19 protein-coding genes and 1 tRNA gene are annotated in these 18170 nt (G+C 72.4%); 16 read left to right on the top strand and 4 right to left on the bottom strand.

Annotation, left to right across the window (positions count from 1 at the left end):
• The first annotated feature begins 7 nt into the window (after nt 1-7).
• The 9 genes from H4696_RS47690 (at nt 8) to H4696_RS47730 (ending at nt 9098) form a co-directional block, all read left to right on the top strand.
• Nucleotides 8-940, top strand: a complete 933-nt coding sequence (locus H4696_RS47690) for an ABC transporter ATP-binding protein (protein ID WP_192782936.1) — start codon at nt 8-10, stop codon at nt 938-940.
• Nucleotides 937-1677, top strand: coding sequence for an ABC transporter permease (locus H4696_RS47695; protein WP_086864639.1), 741 nt, complete (start codon nt 937-939; stop codon nt 1675-1677). The genes H4696_RS47690 and H4696_RS47695 overlap by 4 nt, the downstream gene beginning before the upstream one ends.
• 24 nt (nt 1678-1701) lie before the next feature.
• Nucleotides 1702-2898, top strand: a complete 1197-nt coding sequence (locus H4696_RS47700) for a sensor histidine kinase (protein ID WP_086864638.1) — start codon at nt 1702-1704, stop codon at nt 2896-2898.
• Complete coding sequence (locus H4696_RS47705) at nt 2895-3500, top strand: response regulator transcription factor (protein ID WP_086864637.1); 606 nt, start codon at nt 2895-2897, stop codon at nt 3498-3500. Before H4696_RS47700 ends, H4696_RS47705 begins: the two co-directional genes overlap by 4 nt.
• Before the next feature lie 32 nt (nt 3501-3532).
• Nucleotides 3533-4186, top strand: a complete 654-nt coding sequence (locus tag H4696_RS47710; protein ID WP_086864636.1) for a YdcF family protein — start codon at nt 3533-3535, stop codon at nt 4184-4186.
• 34 nt (nt 4187-4220) lie between these two features.
• Entirely contained in the window at nt 4221-5495 is a 1275-nt protein-coding gene (locus H4696_RS47715; protein WP_086864635.1) for a deoxyguanosinetriphosphate triphosphohydrolase, read from the top strand.
• A gap of 174 nt (nt 5496-5669) precedes the next feature.
• Complete coding sequence (locus tag H4696_RS47720) at nt 5670-6749, top strand: serpin family protein (RefSeq protein ID WP_192782937.1); 1080 nt, start codon at nt 5670-5672, stop codon at nt 6747-6749.
• Nucleotides 6746-8557, top strand: a complete 1812-nt coding sequence (locus H4696_RS47725) for a glycosyl transferase (RefSeq protein ID WP_338078732.1) — start codon at nt 6746-6748, stop codon at nt 8555-8557. Before H4696_RS47720 ends, H4696_RS47725 begins: the two co-directional genes overlap by 4 nt.
• Nucleotides 8558-8567: 10 nt before the next feature.
• The gene (locus tag H4696_RS47730) at nt 8568-9098 is read left to right on the top strand and encodes a DinB family protein (protein ID WP_249027136.1); all 531 of its coding nucleotides are present in this window, start codon (nt 8568-8570) and stop codon (nt 9096-9098) included.
• Nucleotides 9099-9205: 107 nt separating this feature from the next.
• Here the strand turns inward: H4696_RS47730 and H4696_RS47735 are convergent, their stop codons facing one another.
• Nucleotides 9206-9655, bottom strand: a complete 450-nt coding sequence (locus tag H4696_RS47735; protein ID WP_086863171.1) for a MarR family winged helix-turn-helix transcriptional regulator — start codon at nt 9653-9655, stop codon at nt 9206-9208.
• A 24-nt stretch (nt 9656-9679) separates the two neighbouring features.
• Between H4696_RS47735 and H4696_RS47740 the strand changes: the two genes are divergently transcribed.
• From H4696_RS47740 to H4696_RS47750, 3 genes are all read left to right on the top strand, one after another.
• A complete protein-coding gene (locus H4696_RS47740; RefSeq protein WP_086863172.1) occupies nt 9680-11038 on the top strand; it encodes an MFS transporter in 1359 nt (452 codons plus the stop codon).
• Between the two features lie 22 nt (nt 11039-11060).
• Nucleotides 11061-11627 carry a carboxymuconolactone decarboxylase family protein gene (locus H4696_RS47745; RefSeq protein ID WP_086863173.1) on the top strand — a complete coding sequence of 189 codons (567 nt, stop codon included), beginning with the start codon at nt 11061-11063 and terminating at the stop codon, nt 11625-11627.
• A gap of 63 nt (nt 11628-11690) precedes the next feature.
• Entirely contained in the window at nt 11691-12461 is a 771-nt protein-coding gene (locus H4696_RS47750; protein WP_086863174.1) for a hypothetical protein, read from the top strand.
• Here the strand turns inward: H4696_RS47750 and H4696_RS47755 are convergent.
• Entirely contained in the window at nt 12433-13386 is a 954-nt protein-coding gene (locus tag H4696_RS47755) for a sigma-70 family RNA polymerase sigma factor (protein ID WP_086863175.1), read from the bottom strand. The two genes, H4696_RS47750 and H4696_RS47755, sit on opposite strands and share 29 nt — an antisense overlap.
• Nucleotides 13387-13418: 32 nt before the next feature.
• On the opposite strand from H4696_RS47755, the gene dnaG reads away from it, so the two are divergent.
• The 3 genes from dnaG to H4696_RS47770 are packed head-to-tail and all read left to right on the top strand — an operon-like array spanning nt 13419 to nt 16685.
• The gene (dnaG, locus tag H4696_RS47760) at nt 13419-15335 is read left to right on the top strand and encodes a DNA primase (protein ID WP_086863176.1); all 1917 of its coding nucleotides are present in this window, start codon (nt 13419-13421) and stop codon (nt 15333-15335) included.
• Between the two features lies 1 nt (nt 15336).
• Entirely contained in the window at nt 15337-15858 is a 522-nt protein-coding gene (locus H4696_RS47765; protein ID WP_169735096.1) for a hypothetical protein, read from the top strand.
• A gap of 47 nt (nt 15859-15905) precedes the next feature.
• Nucleotides 15906-16685 carry a trans-aconitate 2-methyltransferase gene (locus H4696_RS47770; RefSeq protein ID WP_086863178.1) on the top strand — a complete coding sequence of 260 codons (780 nt, stop codon included), beginning with the start codon at nt 15906-15908 and terminating at the stop codon, nt 16683-16685.
• Here the strand turns inward: H4696_RS47770 and H4696_RS47775 are convergent.
• Nucleotides 16663-16833 carry a hypothetical protein gene (locus H4696_RS47775; protein ID WP_166641722.1) on the bottom strand — a complete coding sequence of 57 codons (171 nt, stop codon included), beginning with the start codon at nt 16831-16833 and terminating at the stop codon, nt 16663-16665. The two genes, H4696_RS47770 and H4696_RS47775, sit on opposite strands and share 23 nt — an antisense overlap.
• Before the next feature lie 168 nt (nt 16834-17001).
• Here H4696_RS47775 and H4696_RS47780 point away from each other — a divergent pair.
• Nucleotides 17002-17074: transfer RNA gene (locus tag H4696_RS47780), tRNA-Asn, on the top strand.
• 143 nt (nt 17075-17217) lie between these two features.
• On the opposite strand, the gene H4696_RS47785 is transcribed toward H4696_RS47780, so the two are convergent.
• Nucleotides 17218-18168 carry a GlxA family transcriptional regulator gene (locus tag H4696_RS47785; protein ID WP_086863179.1) on the bottom strand — a complete coding sequence of 317 codons (951 nt, stop codon included), beginning with the start codon at nt 18166-18168 and terminating at the stop codon, nt 17218-17220.
• Between the last annotated feature and the right edge of the window lie 2 nt (nt 18169-18170).

The raw sequence follows: 18170 nt of genomic DNA on the forward strand, positions 1-18170 counted from the left end.
TGGGGGCATGCGAGAAACAGACATCCAGGCGGTGGCGGCGGGGGCCGCGATCCACCTCACCGGCCTGCGGAAGCACTACGGCGACGTCCACGCGGTCGACGGCCTCGACCTGACGATCGCCCCGGGCGAGGTGGTCGCCCTGCTCGGCCCGAACGGCGCCGGCAAGTCCACCACCGTCGACATGATCCTCGGCCTGACCAGCCCCGGCGCCGGTGAAGTGCGCGTGTTCGGGCGCAAGCCGATCGACGCCGTCCGCGCCGGGCTGATCGGCGCGATGCTCCAGGGCGGCGCCCTGATGGACGACCTCACCGTCGCCGAGACCGTCGGCATGGTCGCGGCGCTGCACCGCCGGCCGATGCCGGTGGCCGAAGCCCTGCGCGCCGCCGGAGTCGAAGAGCTGGCCGGTCGCCGCGCGAACAAGCTGTCCGGCGGGCAGAAGCAGCGCGTGCGCTTCGCCATCGCCCTGGTCAGCAACCCCGACCTGCTGATCCTCGACGAGCCGACGGCGGCGATGGACGTCGGGACGCGGCGCGAGTTCTGGCAGTCGATGTACGCGTTCACCGAGTCCGGCCGCACGGTCGTGTTCGCCACGCACTACCTCGAAGAAGCCGAAGAGTTCGCCGACCGGGTGGTGCTGATGCGCCGCGGCCGGATCGTCGCCGACGGGAGCGTCGCCGAGGTCCGCGCGCTGGCCGGCGGCCGCACCCTGCGCGCCGCCGTCCCGGGCGCCACCGAGGCGCTGATCGCCGCGCTGCCCGGCGTCAAGGAGTTCGAGCTGCGCGGCGACCGCGTCGCGATCTCCAGTGCCGACTCCGACGAGACGCTCTGGGCGCTCAAGGCCGCCGTCCCGGCCGTGCACGACGTCGAAATCAGCGCCGTCGGCCTCGAAGGCGCCTTCCTTTCCCTGACCGCCGACGAGACCGCGGAGCCCGTCCGATGAACGCCACCTACCTGGTCACCGAGATCCGCCGCAACTTCCGGGCGCCGCGGTTCCTGATCTTCGTCGTCGCCTTCCCGGTGCTGATGTTCCTGTTGCAGGCCAACGTCTTCACGAAGGCGGACGCGCCGGACCACGCCGCGATCGCCGCCGTGATCATGATCAACATGATGACGTTCGGGACGTTCGCCGCCGCGACGAACAGCGGAGCCCGGCTCGCGCTCGAACGCGCCGTCGGCTGGCAGCGCCAGCTGCGCCTGACCCCGCTGACCGGCACCGGTTACCTGGCGGGCAAGGGCATCTCCGGGATGCTCGTGGGGCTGCCCGCGCTGATCCTGGTGCCGCTGCTGGCCGTGACGGCCGAGGGCGTGCACCTCGACGCCGCGGGCTGGGTCCGGATCTTCGCCGGCGTCTGGCTCGGCACGATCCCGCTGGTGTTGCTCGGGCTGCTGCTCGGCCAGTTCGGCACGCCCGATTCGATGCAGCCGGTCAACATGATCGTCACCCTCGGCATGGGTTTCCTCGGCGGCCTCTGGATCCCGATCGAGTCGATGCCGGGCTGGATGCACGACGTCGCCCAGATCATGCCGACGTACTGGGTGCTGCAGGTGGCGCGGCCCGCCGTCACCACCGACATGGTGGTGTCGCTGCCGACCGCGGCCGGCGTGCTGGGAGCGTGGACGGTCGTGCTCGGAGCGCTCGTGATCAGGCGTTACCGTAAGGACAGCGCCCGCGTCTGAGGGCCGGAAGAACGAGGAACGGCGATGGCGAAGCGCAGGTTCGGGCTGAACAGCAAGGAATCGTGGTGGGAGGACCCGCTGCCCGATGCCGGGCGCCGCGGCGGCCCGAAGGGCCTGCGGTGGTCGGTCATGTCGGTGGTGTTCCTGCTGCCGTTCCTCGTGCCGGTCACGCGGTCGCTGCTGGCCGAGCCCGGCGTCTCGGTCCAAGCCGTGCTCACCGGGCTGCTGATCTACTCGTACGCGCTGTGCTACGCGGTTCTCCCGTTCTTCTTCCAGCGGGAGCGGCCGGTGAAGCTGGCCTTCGGGATCACGATGAACGTCCTGGGGGTCGCGACGCTGGCGACGACCAGCGCGAGCGCTTTCGTCCTGCTCTACGGCACGGCGGTGCTGGTGTTCCTGCTCCCGGCCGCCTGGTCGGTGCTCCTGGACGTCGGCGCGCTGGCCGCCGGCGCCGTCGTGCTCCTGCTCGAGAGCCGGTTCCTGGCCGACTACGGCGACCTCATCACGGTCGGCTCGGTGACGCTGGCGATGTTCTTCATGGCCAACCTCGTCCGCGCGGTGCGGCGGCTGGAGCGGGCCAACGAGGAGATCGCCACGCTCGCGGTGGCGAACGAGCGCCAGCGCGTCGCCCGCGACCTGCACGACCTGCTCGGGCACAGCCTCACCACGATCACCGTCAAGGCGGGGCTGGCCCGGCGGGTGCTGGAGAGCTCCGGGGACATCCCGCGCACGGTCGAAGAGATCCGCGAGATCGAAAGCCTGACCCGCAGTGCGCTCTCCGACGTCCGCGCGACGGTTTCGGAATACCGCGAAGTGTCGCTCTCGGCGGAGCTCGTCGGCGCGCGGGCGGCGCTGCGGGCCGCGGAGATCGACGCCGACCTGCCGCACGCCGTCGACAACGTCCGGCCGGAGCTGCAGAACACCTTCGGGTACGTGCTGCGCGAAGCCGTCACGAACGTGCTGCGGCATTCCGGTGCCAAGCACGTGAAGGTGCGGCTGGGCGACACCTGGCTGGAGATCGAGGACGACGGGCGGGCCACTGACGTCGTCGCGGGCAACGGCCTGCGCGGGCTTTCCGAACGGCTCGCCGCCGTGGGGGGCGCGTTGCGGACGTCCGTCCGGCCCGGGGGAGGATTGCTGGTGCGGGCGGAAGTCCCGCAGCCCGAACCGCGCGCGGCCGCCCCGGCCGTGCGCGCCGAACCCGCGGGAGGACTCGCTTGATCCGGGTGCTGCTGGCCGACGACCAGGCCATGGTGCGCGGGGCGCTGGCCACCGTGCTCGGGCTCGAAAGCGACATCGAGGTGGTCGGGCAGGTCGGCTCGGGCGACGAGGTCGTCGCCGCCGCGCGCGAAGCGAAGCCCGACGTCGCACTGCTGGATGTCCAGATGCCGGGCAAGGACGGCCTCGAAGCGGCGGCCGACCTGCGGGCCGCGCTGCCGTCGTGCCGGGTGATCATCTGCACGACGTTCGGCAGGCCCGGCTACCTGGCCCGGGCGATGGCGGCCGGCGCGGCCGGCTTCGTCGTCAAGGACGCCCCGCCCGAGCAGCTCGTCGAAGCCGTCCGTCGAGTCCACAGTGGACTCCGGGTGGTGGACCCGGCGCTGGCCGCGGAATCCCTCGCCACCGGCGCCAGCCCGCTCACCGGGCGGGAGCTGGACGTGCTGCGGGAGGCCAAGGACGGCGCCACGGTGGCCGACGTGGCGCGCGCCCTGCACCTGTCGGAGGGCACCGTGCGCAACCACCTGTCCGCCGCGATCGGCAAGACCGGCGCCCGGACCCGGGCCGAGGCCGTCCGCGTCGCCGAGGAGCGCGGCTGGCTCTGAGCGGGCCGCGGCGTTCTGACAAGATGGGGCGGGTGGGTACCGCTGAACGCACCAAACCGTCGCTCGCGAACTGGGCGCGCCGGATCGCGCTGGGCGTGGTCCTCGTGGTGGTGGCGCTCGTCGGCGGTACGGCGTTCCGGGTGTGGCAGGTCGCCCGCCAAAACGACCGGACGCCCGCCGACGTCATCGTGGTGCTGGGCGCGGCGCAGTACAACGGCAGGCCGTCGGACATCTACGCGGCCCGGCTGGTCAAGGCCAAGCAGCTCTACGACGCGGGCGTCGCGAAGACGATCGTCACCGCGGGCGGCAAGAAGGCCGAGGACAACTTCACCGAGGCGCGGGCCGGCCAGCTGTGGCTGACCCGGCACGGCGTCCCGGCGTCGGCGACCCTGGCCGTCGGCGAGGGCAGTGACACGCTGCGGAGCCTGCGCGCGGTCGCCCAGCAGGTCGAAGCCCGCGACTGGCACACGGCGGTGCTCGTCAGCGACCCGTGGCACTCCTTCCGCGCCCGGACGATGGCCGGCGACCTGGGCCTGGACGCCTGGACCGCGCCGACGCACAGCGGGCCGATCGTGCAGGAGCGCGTCACCCAGGTGCGCTACATCGTCCGCGAAACCGGTGCGCTGCTGTACTACCGGCTGACCAAGACCCCGGCCGACGACCTGTTCGCCACCTTCCTGGGCTGAGCTTTTTGTCGGTGCTCCCGCCTAAGCTGACCGGGTGGGTTACACCGAACACGACACCGCGCGCCTGCTCCCGGAGCCGGCGAAGGCCGCGGCGCTGCCCGGCGCACGGGCGGACGGGCGCAGCGCGTTCTCCCGCGACCGGGCGCGAGTGCTGCATTCGGCCGCGCTGCGGCGGCTCGCCGGCAAGACCCAGGTGGTCGGGCCGGGGGAGGGCGCCGAGGTCACCGGCGTCCCGCGCACGCGGCTGACGCACTCCCTGGAAGTCGCGCAGATCGGCCGCGGCATCGCCGAGGAGCTGGGCGCGGACCCGGACCTGGTGGACACCGCGGGGCTGGCGCACGACATCGGCCACCCGCCGTTCGGCCACAACGGCGAGCGCGCGCTCGACCAGGTCGCGGCGGCGTGCGGCGGCTTCGAGGGCAACGCGCAGACGATCCGCATCCTCACCCGCCTGGAGCCCAAGCTCCTCGGCCCCGACGGCGCCCCGGCGGGCCTCAACCTGACCCGCGCGTGCCTGGACGCGACGACGAAGTACCCGTGGCCCCGCAAGCCCGGCACGGCGAAGTACGGCGTGTACCCGGACGACACCGCGGTGTTCGCGTGGTTCCGCGAGGGCGCGCCCGAGGAGCGCACCTGCCTGGAGGCCCAGATCATGGACTGGGCGGACGACGTGGCGTACTCGGTCCACGACGTCGAGGACGGCGTGCTGGCCGGCCGCATCAAGCTGCGCGTGCTGGCCCACCCGGACGAGCGCGCGGCGGTCGCCGAGGCCGCCGCCAAGCACTTCTCGTCGCAGTCGGTGTCCACATTGGAGAACGCGGCGACGGAGCTGCTGGCGTTGCCCGCGGTGGCCGCGCTGGCCGAGGCGGAACCGGACGGCTCGCCGGGCGCCCAGGTCGCGCTGAAGCGCCTGACGAGCGAACTGGTCGGCCGCTTCACGACAGCGGCGGTCACGGGCACCCGCGCGGCGTTCGGCACGAGCCCCCTGAGCCGCTACCGCGCCCGCCTGGCGGTCCCGGAACAGGTGGCGGCGGAGGTGGCGCTGCTGAAGGCACTGGCCCTGCGCTACGTGATGAGCGACCGCCGCCGGCTGGCGATGCAGGAGGGCCAGCGCGAGCTGCTGGCGGAGCTGGTGCACGCGCTGGCCCGCCGGGCACCGGAGTCGCTGGACCCGCTGTTCGTCCCTGCTTGGAACGCGGCGAAGGACGACGCCGGGTTGCTGAGGGTGGTGATCGACCAGGTCGCTTCGCTGACGGACGCGCAGGCTCACGTGTGGTACTCGTGGCACGTGACCCGCTTGCACCGGTGATCGAGGGTCGCCGGGCGCTCAGGCGGTTCCGCCTGTCGCACCACCAGCGGCCGGGCATTCGGGCGAGCGGCACTAGCACCCGTCTCCGCGTCGGCCGGTGGGGGATTTGTCACCCGTGGGCGGAGTTCCGCGTGGCCGCCCGGGGGGGTGAGACGTTCCGGTAGTCTCGCCCGCATGGCCACGGACAGCCACCTCCGGTTCGCCCTCGCCGCTCACGAGGCCCTCGGTGCCGAGGGCGGGAACAGCTGTTTCTCGCCGTATTCGGTGGCCAGTGCGCTGACCCTCGCCGCGCTCGCCGCGCGCGGGCGGACCCGGGATGAGCTGGTCGCCCTGCTGGGGGACCAGACCGCCCTCCTCAAGGAAGCCGCTCAGCTCGTCGAGGAGCGGGGTGAGCAGCCCGAACTGGCCGTCGCCAACACCCTGTGGGCCGACGACCGGCTCCCGCTCGAGGACTCCTTCAAGAGCGAGCTCGCCGGGTGGCCCGGGGCGGCCGTCGCCAGTGCGCCCTTCGAGAAGGAACCCGAAGCCGCGCGGGCGCTGATCAACGACGATGTCGGGCGCACCACGCGGGGGCTGATCCCGCAGCTGCTGCCGCCCGGGTCGATCGACCGGGACGTCGCCGCCGTGCTGGTCAACGCGCTGTACCTGAAGGCCGCCTGGAAGCTGCCGTTCCGCGAGGCCAACACCTCCGACGCGCCCTTCCACGCGCCGTCGGGCACCCGGGACGTGCCGACCATGTGGCTCAGCGAGAGCGTCGGCTACGCGCACGCGGACGGCTGGCAGGCCGTGCAGCTGGCGGCGGGCGGCGGGCTGCAGGCCGTCGTGCTGCTGCCCGACGGCGACCTCGCCGACGCCGAAGCCGCGCTCGACCAGGCGAAGCTGGCGGGCCTGCTCGGCGAGATCCGCTTCAAGCCGGTGGAGCTCGCGCTCCCGAAAGTTTCACTCGACGTGCCCAGCTCGCTGACCGCCGTGCTGCGCGGCCTGGGCGTGCGCACCATGTTCGGCGACGAAGCCGACCTCTCCGGGCTTTCTCCGGACCCGCGGCTGACCGTCTCCGAAGTGCTTCACCAAGCCGTGCTGCGCGTCGACGAACAAGGGTTCGAGGGGGCCGCGGCGACCGCGCTGACGATGCGGCTCACCTCGATGATCATCGACGAACCGGTCGCCGTGGCGGTGGACCGGCCGTTCCTGCTGCTGGTCCGGCACGCCGCCACGGGTGCCCTCTACTTCTTCGCCAGGGTGGTCGAACCGTGAGCTTGAAGTCCGAAGCCGTCCCCGAGCTCGTCCCGCCCGCCCCCGAAGCACCCACCGGCCCGAAACGCTGGGCGTGGCAGGACACCGCCATCGGCGGCGGCTACCTGCTCTTCACGATCCTGCTCTACAACGGGCTCTGGTTCGACCTCAAGCGCGGCTACCTCTGGAACGGCGCGTCCGACCAGAGCCAGTGGGAGTGGTACTCCACGGTCGTCGCGAAGTCCGTGCTGCACTTCCAGAACCCGTTCACCACGGACCTGCAGAACTACCCGGACGGCGTGAACATGGCGGCGAACGCCGCGATGTTCGGCCTGAACATCCCGCTCGCGCCGATCACGCTGACCTTCGGCGCGACGCTCACCTGGGCCATCGTGCTGACCGCGGGCCTCGCCGGCACCGCGTTCGGCTGGTACTGGGTGTTTTCGCGCCACCTGGTGCCGAACCGGACCGCGGCCGCGATCGGCGGTGCCTTCTGCGGCTTCGCCCCGCCGATGATCTCGCACGGCAACGCGCACCCGAACTTCGTCGTGCTGTTCGTGCTGCCGTTCATCGCCCTCAAGACCATCCAGATCGCGCACGGCGAACGCCCGGTGCGCAACGGGATCGTGCTCGGCGTCCTCGTCGCGTGGCAGATCCTGCTCGGTGAGGAACCGCTGGCGATCTTCGCGCTCACCTTCCTCGTCTTCGTGGTCTCCTACCTCATCCCGCGCCGCGCGGAAATCCGCGGCATGCTGGCGCCGCTGGGCAAGGGCGTCGGCATCGGCGCGGTGGTCGCGCTGCTGATCGCCGGATTCCCGTTGTACTGGCAGTTCTTCGGCCCGTACAGCTTCCACTCCCTCCTGCACGGTTCGGCGGGCAACGACACCGCGGCCCTCACGCGCTTCGCGACGCAGTCGATCGCCGGCAGCCCGGAAGCCGCCGCGGACGTCTCGATGAACCGCACCGAGGAGAACGCGTTCTTCGGCTGGCCGCTGATCGTGCTCATGGTCGTGCTCACGATCTGGCTGTGGCGCGACGTCGTCGCGCGAGCGCTCGCGATCACGATGTACGTGATGGCCTTCCTGTCGCTGGGGGTCGAAATCACGGTGGCGCACGAGGACACCGGCGTCCCCGGGCTGTGGAAGTGGCTGGGCCAGCTGCCGCTGCTGGACTCGCTGATCGAGTCGCGGCTCGCGATGGGCTGCATCCCCGTGGTCGGTGGGCTCCTGGCGATCGCGACGCACCGCGTCTGGACGGCGGCGGCCGAGCTGCCGCAACCGCTCGACGATAAACCGCGCTTCCCGCTGAAGATGCTCTGGGTCGGCGCCGTCGTCGCCGTGCTGCTGCCGATCGCGCCGACGGAGCTGGTGACGCACCAGCGCCCGCTTTCGCCGCCGTTCTTCGCCGACGGTATCTGGCGCCAGTACATCGCTCCCGGTGGCTCGCTGGTGCCCGTCCCGCTGCCGAGCACCGGCGAGGCCGAGCCGCTGCACTGGCAGGTCGACGCCGGTCTCGGCTACCCGATGCCGGAGGGCTACTTCGTCGGCCCGACGTCGGCGGACGACCGCCGCGGCCGGTACGGCGCCGTCCCGCGGCCGACGTCGGACCTGTTCGCGGAGGTCGAGCGCACCGGCCAGGCCGCGAACATCACCGAAGCGGACCGCACCCTGGCACTGGCCGACCTGCGGTACTGGAAGGCCGACGTCCTCGTGGTCGGGCCGCGGCAGAACCAGGAAGCCCTCAAGTCCACAGTGGAACTGCTGCTGCGCAAGCCCGCGGAGTTCGTCGGCGGGGTGTGGATCTGGGACGTCCGCGCGCTGACGCCGTAAGCTGATCTCCGTGGACGAACAGGGGCGGCCCGAACCGCCGTTCGACGGCGGCGAAGCCGAGACCCTCCTCGGTTTCCTCGACTTCCACCGCGCGACCCTGGCCTGGAAGTGCGCCGGCCTGGACGCGGCGGGCCTGCGCGCGACGGTGCCGCCGGCCACGATGACCCTCGGGGGACTGCTCAAGCACCTGGCCTACGTGGAGGACAACTGGTTCTCCTTCGTGTGGTCCGGTCACGACCGGATGCCGCCGTTCGACGCGGTCGACTGGGCCGCGACCCCGGACTGGGACTGGGAGTCCGCCGCGGACGACACCGCGGAGCAGCTTCACAACCTATGGCAGAGCGCGGTGGACCGGTCGCGAGCCGCGGTGCGGGAAGCCCTGGCGGACGGCGACCTGACGCGGCGGGCCCGGCGTTCGCTGCGGGACGGCAACACGCCGACCCTGCGCTGGATCCTCGTCCACCTGGTCGAGGAGTACTCGCGCCACAACGGCCACGCCGACTTCATCCGCGAGTCGATCGACGGCAGCACCGGGGAGTAGTCACTCTCGGCGCCCAGCGCCCCAATGTGGCCTTCGGTGCGTCCCACGCACCGAAGGCCACATTGGGTGCGTCTGACGCAACCAAGGCCACATTGGGGCGCTTGGAGCTAACCGAGGACTTCGCCCGCGAGCCGGCTCAGGTAGCCCGCGAACCGTTCGCGGTCTTCGGCGGGCCAGTGCCCCACCAGGGCGTCGAACGCCTGGCGCTGGTGGGCCTGCGAAGCCGCGAGGAACTCCCTGGCCTGGTCGGTGAGTGTCAGCACGGCCCGGCGCGCGTCGCGGGTCGACGTCGAGCGCGTCACGAAGCCGTCGCGGGCCGCTTCGGTCGTCATCCGGCTGGCCACCGAGCGGTCGATGCCCAGCTGGCGGGCCACGTCCGCGACGGTGACCTCGTCGGCCGCGGCGCCGTCGATCGCCTGGATGACGAAGAGGTTCGGCACCGTCCACGTCGGCGGCGCGTCGGCGGCGAAGCGCTCGACGACGTCCGGGGCCCACTGGCGGGCCCAGTGGCGGACCAGGCGGAAGAGGGCGGGGCCGCCGTCGCTTGATGTGTGCACAACGCACGGTATAACGTGTGCTTTATGCACGCATCTCGGAACCTCGCGTTCGCCGGGCTTTTGCTCGGCATGGCGATGGCCCAGCTCGACGGCCTGATCGTCACCGCGGCCCTGCCCTCGATCGGCGCCGACCTGCACGCCCGCACCGGCCTGGTCGCAGTGACCGCCGCCGGGCTGCTGACCCTGACCGTCGCGACCCCGCTGCACGGCAGGCTCGGCGACCTCCACGGCCGGCGCGCGTCCTTCGCCGCGTCGGTCCTCGTGTTCGCCGCCGCCTCCGCGTGGTGCGCCGCCGCGCCCGACGTCGGGTCGCTGATCGCCGCCCGCGCACTGCAGGGGCTGGGCGGGAGCGGCCTGGTCGTCACGGCGATGAGTGGGCTCGGCGAGTTGTTCGAGCGCGACGAATTGCTGCGCCGCCAGGGCTGGCAGACCGCCGTCTTCGCGGCCGCGACCCTCGGCGGCCCGCCGCTGGGCGGGCTGCTCGCGGCCGGTCCCGGCTGGCGGTGGATCTTCCTGGTCAACCTGCCGCTGTGCGTGCCCGCCCTCGTGCTCGGGTGGTGCGGGCTGCCCGCGAAACCCCGCGGCACCAAGGAGAAGCTCGACGTGCCGGGCGGCGCGCTGCTGGCCGTCGCGGGCGCCGCGGTGGTCGCGCTGGGCACCTTCGAGCGGCTCGCCCGGAGTCCACTGTGGACGCCGCTGCTGGTCGCGACCGCCGTCGTGACCGGGTTCCTGTTCGTCCGAAGGCAGCGCCGCACGGCGAGCCCGCTGATCTCGCCGAAGGTCTTCGCGGACGCCGTCCTCAAGCGCGCGGTGGTGGTCAACGGCCTCGCGGGCGCCGCGCTCTACGGCACCTTCACCTACGTCGCGCTGGTCGCCGCGCTCGGCTCCGGCGCCGCGGGCACCGGGCTGCTGCTCGTCGCGATGACCGCCGGGCAGCTCGCGCTTTCCGCGTCCTTCGCCGCGCTGGCCCGACGGCACCCGGATATGACGGCGTGGGGCCGCGCCGGCTGCCTGCTCGGCACGGCGGGGCTCGCCGCGATCGCCGCCGCGGCCGCGCTGGACGGCGCACCGTGGCTGCTCGCCCCGGGGCTGTTCGCGATCGGCGCCGCGTTCGCCGTCTGCACGTCCGCCTACACCGTGCTGGGCCAGACGCGGGCGGACCGCGCGCTGCTGGGCGTCACGCTGGGGTCGTTGACCTTCGCCAGGCAGGCGGGCGGGCTTGCGGGGGCCGCGGTGTTCGGCTGGCTGGCGCTGGCCGCGACCGGCGGGCTGGCCGCGCCGGGCCTGACCGTCGTGTTCGCGGGCGCGGCCGCGGTCCTGCTGGCGGCCTGGCTCACTGCGCCCGCTGTCACGTCTCCGGAGGCCGTCTCGTCCTCCTCGTGACCGAGACGAAGGAGAACGGACAATGCCGCGCATCCCCGCGAAGAAGAGCACCGAAGCCGGACCGATCCTCAAGCTGTGCTACCGGATCGCTGGCCGCCGCTACGGCGCCGTGCCCGAGCCGATGGCCGTCGTCGCGCACCACCCCGGCCTGCTGCGCGCGAACCTCGCGCACGAACTGCTGGTGGAGCGCGCCTCCAAGCGGCTGCCGGTCAGCGTCCGGGAGCTCGCCGTCTACCGGGTCGCGACCCGCATCGGCTGCTCGTGGTGCGTCGACTTCGGCACCATGCTGCAGAAGCACGACGGCCTGGACATCGACCGGCTGAAGCAGATCGACGACTACGCGACCTCGCCCGCGTTCAGCCGCCAGGAACGGCTCGCGATCGCCTACGCCGACGCGATTTCCGGCGAGCGGGTCACGGTCACCGACGAGCAGGTCGCCGAGCTCGAGCGCGAGTTCGGCCGCGAAGGCGTCGTCGAGCTGACCTACCAGATCGCGCTCGAGAACTCCCGCGCCCGGATGAACAGCGCGCTCGGCATCGTCGACCAGGGCTTCACCTCGGGCGACGCCTGCCGCGTCCCGCTCCCGTAGGACACCGGGGATCGGACCCCGGGTGGACGCGCCACCGGGGTCCGCCGCGGGACCGTTCTCCGCATGCACCTCGTCGCCAGTGAACGGATCAAGCTCTTCAGCATCGCCACGCCCTGGGTGTGCGGTCTTTTCGCGCTCGTCGCGCTGGCCTTCCCGGCCGCGCTCACGGCGCTCACCGCCACCGAGTCCCGGCTGCCGCCCACCGTCGCGAGCACCCAGTTCGGCTACCAGCTCGCGCTGGTCGCGGTGCTGCTGCTGGGAGCGCTCGCGGTGACGAGCGAGTACCACTCCGGCACGATCCACGGCACCTTCCAAGCCGTGCCGAGCCGGACGCCGGTGCTGCTGGCCAAGGCCGCGCTCGTCGCCGGCTACGCGTTCGGGATCGGTGAGGTGGCGGCGTTCGCGGCCTGGCTGGTCGCGCGGGTGCTCGCCCCGGACGCCGACCTGGCCCTGGACAGCGCCGCGGACTGGACGATCGTCGCCGGCACCGGCCCGGTGTTCGCGCTGGCCGCCGTCTGCGGGGTCGGCGTCGGCCTGGTCGTGCGCCACACCGCCGGGGCGGTCGCGGTGCTGGTCGCCTACCCGCTGATGGCGGAGAACGTCGTCCAGCTGATCCCGCGGGCCGGGCACGCGATCCACCGGTGGCTGCCGCTGAACGCCGTCACGAAGTTCCTCAGCGGCACCGGTGAGGCGAACGCGGGCCGCGACGGCGGCAACGCGACGGTGCTGTCCGACTCGCCGCTGCCGCCGGGCTGGGCGCTGGCCTACTTCGGTGCCTTCGCCGCGCTGCTGCTGGCGGGCGGGATCACGCAGGCGCGTCGCCGGGACGCGTGATCCGGGCCAGCTTGTCCGGGTTGACGACGTCGTAGATCGCCACGATCTTCCCGTCGCGGATGGTGACCGACTGCACGTGCTCGTCGAGCGGGAGGAAGCCGTCGCGGCCCGGCTGCGGGGCGAGGTACATGCCCAGGTCGCCGTTGACGAGCACCGGCGCGCCGTCGAGCAGCGTCCCTGGCGCGTACTTGCGGGTGAGGCCGACGAAGAACCGGGCGATCTTGTCCGGGCCCAGGATGAGCTGGCGGGCGGTGCGGCCCTTGCCGTTCGAGTCGCCGATGAGCACGACGTCCGGGGCCAGCAGCTCCGTCATCGCCTGGATGTCGCCGGCCTGCAGCGCGATGACGAACTTCTCGAGGATCTTCGCCTGGTCGTCCAGCGGCACCCGCGGCGCCGGGTCGGCGTCGGCGAGGGCCTTGCGGCCGCGGGACGCGTGCTGGCGCGCGGCCTCGACCGACACGCCGAGCGCGTCCGCGATCTCCGAGAACGGCACCGAGAAGGCGTCGTGCAGCACGAACGCGACGCGCTGCTCCGGGGTCAGCTTGTCGAGCACGACCAGTGCGGCCATCCGCAGCCCGTCGTCACGCACGGCGACTTCCAGGGGGTCTTCGCTCACCGGGCGCCCGAACGGGGTGACGACCGGCTCGGGCAGCCAGTTGCCGACGTACTTCTCGCGCTGGGCCGCGGCCGACTTCAGCCGGTCGAGGCAGATCCGGCCGACGACCGTGGTGAGCCAGCCCCGCAGGTCGCGGATGGCCGCGCGGCCGGCGTCGTCGAGCCCGGCCAGCCGCAGCCAGGACTCCTGGACCGCGTCCTCGGCGTCGGCGCGGGTGCCGGTCAGCCGGTAGGCGACCCCGATCAGGTGAGACCGGTGGGCGGCGAACTCCTCGGCGAGGGTGTCCTGGGCGGTGGGCGTGGTGGCCATGCCCCGAGTGTGCCGCAAACGGCGAGACTAGAGTGGGTGGCGTGGCAGGACGGATTCGGGAGAGCGACATCGCGGAGGTGCGCGAGCGGAACCGGATCGACGAGGTCGTCGGGGAGTACGTGGCACTGCGCCGCGCCGGTGGGGGCAGCCTGAAGGGCCTCTGCCCGTTCCACAACGAGAAGACCCCGTCGTTCAACGTCCGCCCGACGCACGGCACTTTCCACTGCTTCGGCTGTGGCGAGGGCGGTGACGTGATCAAGTTCATCCAGAAGATCGACCTGATCTCGTTCGTGGAGGCCGTCGAGCGGCTGGCCGACCGGGTCGGCATCCGGCTCACCTACGAGGGCGGCGGCGCGACGATCCAGCGCGACCGCGGCAGCCGCACCCGGCTGGTCGAGGCGCACCGCGTCGCGCAGGAGTTCTACGCCGAGCAGCTGAACACCGACGAAGCGCGCGCGGCGCGGGACTTCCTGTCCGAGCGCGGCTTCGACGCCGCCGCGGCGAAGACCTTCGGCTGCGGCTACGCGCCCGGCGGGTGGGACAAGCTGACGAAGTACCTGCTGACCCGCGGCTTCGAGGTCAAGGAGCTGCTCACCGCGGGGCTGTCCAAGGAGGGCCAGCGCGGCCCGATGGACCGCTTCCACCGGCGGCTGGTCTGGCCGATCCGGGACGTCGGCAACGACGTCGTCGGCTTCGGCGCGCGGCGGCTGTTCGACGACGACCGGATCTCGGCGAAGTACCTCAACACCGCCGAGTCGCCGATCTACAAGAAGTCGCAGGTCATGTTCGGCCTCGACCTGGCCAAGCGCGAGATCGCGAAGCGGCACCAGGTCGTCGTGGTCGAGGGCTACACCGACGTGATGGCGATGCACGCGGCGGGGGTGCCGACGGCGGTCGCGTCGTCCGGCACGGCGTTCGGCGAGGACCACATGAAGGTGCTGCGCCGGCTAATGATGGACGACGACGCCTTCCGCGGCGAAGTCATCTTCACCTTCGACGGTGACGAAGCGGGGCAGAAGGCCGCGCTCAAGGCGTTCGAGGGCGACCAGACGTTCGCCGGCCAGACGTACATCGCGGTCGCGCCGGACGGCATGGACCCCTGCGAGCTGCGCCTGGCCAAGGGCGACAGCGCGGTGAAGGACCTGGTCGCGCGGCGCACCCCGCTGTTCGAGTTCGTCATCCGCAGCACGCTCAAGAACTACGACCTCGACTCGGTCGACGGCCAGGTCGCGGCGCTGCAGAAGACCGTGCCGATGGTGGCGTCGATCAAGGACCGCGCGGCCCGCGACGGCTACGCGTCGAAGCTCGCCTGGTGGGTGGGCTGGCAGGACGTCGCGCAGGTGGTCAACCGGGTCCGCGGCAGCGCGGGCGCGACCGACAAGCGCGGCGGGGCGCCGTTGCGCCAGCCCGCGCGCGGCCAGCAGGCCGCCCCGGCGGCGCCGACCCAGGACGTGGCCCGGCCGGCCCCGAAGGACCCGCGGTTCGCGGTGCAGCGCGAGGCGCTGAAGGCCGCGCTGCAGCAGCCCGCGATCGCTGGGCCGGAGTACGACGCGCTGCCGCTGGAGGCGTTCACGCATCCGGTGTACGTGGCGGTCCACGAGGCGGTGCTGAAGGCGGGCGGCGCGGGTTCGGGCCTGACCGGCCCGGCGCTGCTGGACGCGGCGGCCCCGCACTGTCCGGAAGGGACGGTCCGGCGGGTGCTGTCGGAACTGGCCGTGGAACCGTTGCAGGCCAAGGACGAAGTCGACTCGCGGTACATCTCGTCGATCCTCGCGCGGCTGCAGGAGAGCCTCGTCGGGCGGCAGATCGCGGAGATCAAGGGCAAGCTGCAGCGGCTGTCGCCGGTCGAAGCGCCGGACGACTACCGCGCGCTGTTCGGCGACCTCGTCGCGCTGGAGCAGTACAAGAAGTCGCTGGGCGAGCAGGCGGCCGCCGGCGCGTGGGGCTGAGATGAGTTTTTTGCGCCGGTTGCTGGGCGACCGCACACCCGAGGACTTCGCGGGTGCGCTGGACCCGGGCGAGGACGTCGTCGTCAGCGCCCCGGTCGAAGGCGGTGGCCACCTGGTCGTGACGGCCCTGGGCCTGTGGGTCCCGGACGGCGAGGGCGCGCGGCGCGTCGGCTGGCACCTGATCGGCAAGGCGGCGTGGTCCGACGGCGTGTTCACGCTGACCGAGTCGGCCGAGGTCGGCACCGCGGGCGCGGCCGTCGTACTGGCCGACCGGCCGCCGGTCCGCTTCCGGCTGCCGGCGCCGGGCAAGGTGCCGCGCGAGACCTACCAGCGTGTCGAGGGCTCGATCCGCTCGCGGCACCGGCAGGAGATCGGGTCCGGGGGAGCGTGGTTCGTCCAGCGCAAGGTCCCCGGCCGCGACGGCACGGTCCTGCAGGTCCGCCCGGACCCCGGCACCGACGCCGACCTGGTCGCGGCCATCGCCGAGCAGGCCGCCGCGAAGCTGGTCAAGCCCGCCGAGTAGCAGTACGCTCGTACTCAGTACAGGCGTACTGTTTACTGGAGGCGACCGTGTGGGATCCCGGGAAGTACCTCGACTACGCCGACCTGCGGGCCCGGCCGTTCCACGACCTGGTCTCGCGCATCGGGGCAGTCGAGCCCCGGCGCGTGGTGGACCTCGGCTGCGGCCCCGGCAACCTGACGGTGTCTCTCCGGGAGCGCTGGCCCTCGGCGGTCCTGGAGTGCGGCGATAGTTCACCCGAAATGGTGACCGCGGCTCGCTCCCGCGGCCTCGACGCCCAGGTGCTCGACGTCCGCGACTGGACCCCGGCGCCGGACACCGACGTCGTGGTGTCGAATGCCGTCCTGCAGTGGGTCCCGGACCACGCGTCGCTGCTTCGCCGATGGTCGGCTTCGCTGCCTTCGGGCGCTTACCTGGCGATCCAGGTGCCCGGCAACTTCGCCGCGCCCTCGCACGCGCTGACGCGGGAACTGGCGGCGTCCCCGGCCTGGTCGTCCCGCCTGGCGGAGGTCGTCCTGCGCGAAGACGACGCGGTGTCCAGTCCCCTCGAGTACGCGAACCTCCTGACCGACGCGGGCTGCGTCGTCGACGCCTGGGAGACGACGTACGCGCAGCCGCTGCAGGGGGAGAACCCGGTGCTGGAGTGGATCACCGGAACGGCGTTGCGCCCGATCCGCGCCGCACTGGCCGACGCCGAGTGGGACCGGTTCCGCGCGGAACTGGCCCCGCTCCTGGCATCGGCGTACCCCACCAGGGCCGGCGGCATCACGTGGTTCGAGTTCCGCCGGGTGTTCTTCGTGGCCCAGGTCAGCGCCGCACCTTCTCGCTGATCTTGGCCCGAGCCACCCCGGCGGCCCCTTGCACCATGGGGTGGTCGACGACCCGGCGGTAGGTGCGCACGAGCTGCTCGTACCGCCCCCGGCCTGCCTTGGCGCCCAGTACGTACCCCAGGCCTGCCCCCAGCAGGAACTTCTTCATCCGCGTCCACGCCTTCCTGTCGCTAGGTCGTCCGACTGTCCATTGTCCAGGAAAACCGGGACTCCGGTGGCGGTTGCGCCAAGTGGGGGGTGGTGTGAGGCGGGTTCGGGGCATGGGCTAAGGTTTCTCTTGTCGGTCGGAGAGACCGGCACCGGAAGTGAGCGACATTCCCCTGTAGCTCAACTGGCAGAGCATTCGGCTGTTAACCGGAGGGTTCTTGGTTCGAGTCCAAGCGGGGGAGCAAAGCCCAGGTCAACGACCTGGGCTTTTTTGCTGCCCTGAGTAGGGGCGACTTAGTGTCTATCTTGACGCGTGACGTGAGCGGACGCTGGAGTTCGCGGCCTGAGCGGTGTCAGCCGGGTCGGTCACCGGATGCAGGTGCCGTCACGGGTTCGTGATCGTGGTGCTGTGGCGGAAAAGCGCCCGGTACTCCTGGGGTGAGGTGCCGATGTGCCGGTGGAACGCCGCTCGCACCGAGGAGGGCGCGCCGAGTCCGGTGAGGCGGCCGATTCGTTCCACGGGCATGGTGGTCGTCTCCAGCAGTTCGCGTGCGCGGTCGATGCGGGCGTCGGCCAGCCAGGCCATCGGCGAGGTGCCGGCCTCCTCCCGGAACCGGCGGATGAGGGTCCGCCGGGACATGTGGGCGCGTTTCGCGAGGGCGTCGATGGTCAGTTCGTCGGCGAGGTGGTCGAGCATCCAGTCCCTCAGCGGGGCGAGCTGGTCGCCGGTCGCGTCGGGGCGGAGCCGTTCGATGTACCGCGCCTGGCCGCCGGTGCGCCGCGGCGGGGCGACGAGGGCGCGTGCCCGGGTGTTGGCCGCGGCGGGGCCCTGGTCGCGGCGGACCAGGTGCAGGCAGAGGTCGAGCCCCGCGGTCACGCCGGCGGAGCTGAGGATGTCGCCGTCGTCGACGTACATCCGGTCCAGCACGACCTCGATCTTCGGGTACTGCCGGCGGAGTTGACTGACGTACTGCCAATGCGTGGTCGCGGGGCGCCCGTCGAGCAGGCCGGCCGCGGCGAGGGCGAACGCGCCGACGCAGATGGAGACCAGCCGGGCGCCGCCGTCGTGGGCCGCGCGCAGCGCGTCCAGGACCTCGGACGGCGGCGGCGTGGCGATGTCCTGGTAGCCGGGCACGAGCACGGTGCCGGCACCGGCCAGCGTGTCGAGGCCGGCCGTGGCGGTGACGGTGAACCCGGCGCCGGGCACCGGTCCGGGGCGCCCGGCCGTGCAGACGACCATCTCGTAGTACGGATCGGCCGCGAAGATCTGTGTCGCGATCCCGAATTCCAGCGCCGGCACGCCGGGCAGGACGAGGACCGCGATCCGGTGCGTCATGG

This window comes from Amycolatopsis lexingtonensis (assembly GCF_014873755.1).
Taxonomy (GTDB): domain Bacteria; phylum Actinomycetota; class Actinomycetes; order Mycobacteriales; family Pseudonocardiaceae; genus Amycolatopsis; species Amycolatopsis lexingtonensis.

Excerpts from the sequence above, each read along its gene's own strand:
- H4696_RS47750 (WP_086863174.1), top strand. The coding sequence starts at position 11,691 with ATGCACCTCGTCGCCAGTGAACGGATCAAGCTCTTCAGCATCGCCACG.
- H4696_RS47740 (WP_086863172.1), top strand. The coding sequence starts at position 9,680 with ATGCACGCATCTCGGAACCTCGCGTTCGCCGGGCTTTTGCTCGGCATG.
- H4696_RS47700 (WP_086864638.1), top strand. The coding sequence starts at position 1,702 with ATGGCGAAGCGCAGGTTCGGGCTGAACAGCAAGGAATCGTGGTGGGAG.
- H4696_RS47755 (WP_086863175.1), bottom strand. The coding sequence starts at position 13,386 with ATGGCCACCACGCCCACCGCCCAGGACACCCTCGCCGAGGAGTTCGCC.
- H4696_RS47690 (WP_192782936.1), top strand. The coding sequence starts at position 8 with ATGCGAGAAACAGACATCCAGGCGGTGGCGGCGGGGGCCGCGATCCAC.
- H4696_RS47695 (WP_086864639.1), top strand. The coding sequence starts at position 937 with ATGAACGCCACCTACCTGGTCACCGAGATCCGCCGCAACTTCCGGGCG.
- H4696_RS47775 (WP_166641722.1), bottom strand. The coding sequence starts at position 16,833 with ATGAAGAAGTTCCTGCTGGGGGCAGGCCTGGGGTACGTACTGGGCGCC.
- H4696_RS47720 (WP_192782937.1), top strand. The coding sequence starts at position 5,670 with ATGGCCACGGACAGCCACCTCCGGTTCGCCCTCGCCGCTCACGAGGCC.
- H4696_RS47765 (WP_169735096.1), top strand. The coding sequence starts at position 15,337 with ATGAGTTTTTTGCGCCGGTTGCTGGGCGACCGCACACCCGAGGACTTC.
- H4696_RS47785 (WP_086863179.1), bottom strand. The coding sequence starts at position 18,168 with ATGACGCACCGGATCGCGGTCCTCGTCCTGCCCGGCGTGCCGGCGCTG.
- H4696_RS47745 (WP_086863173.1), top strand. The coding sequence starts at position 11,061 with ATGCCGCGCATCCCCGCGAAGAAGAGCACCGAAGCCGGACCGATCCTC.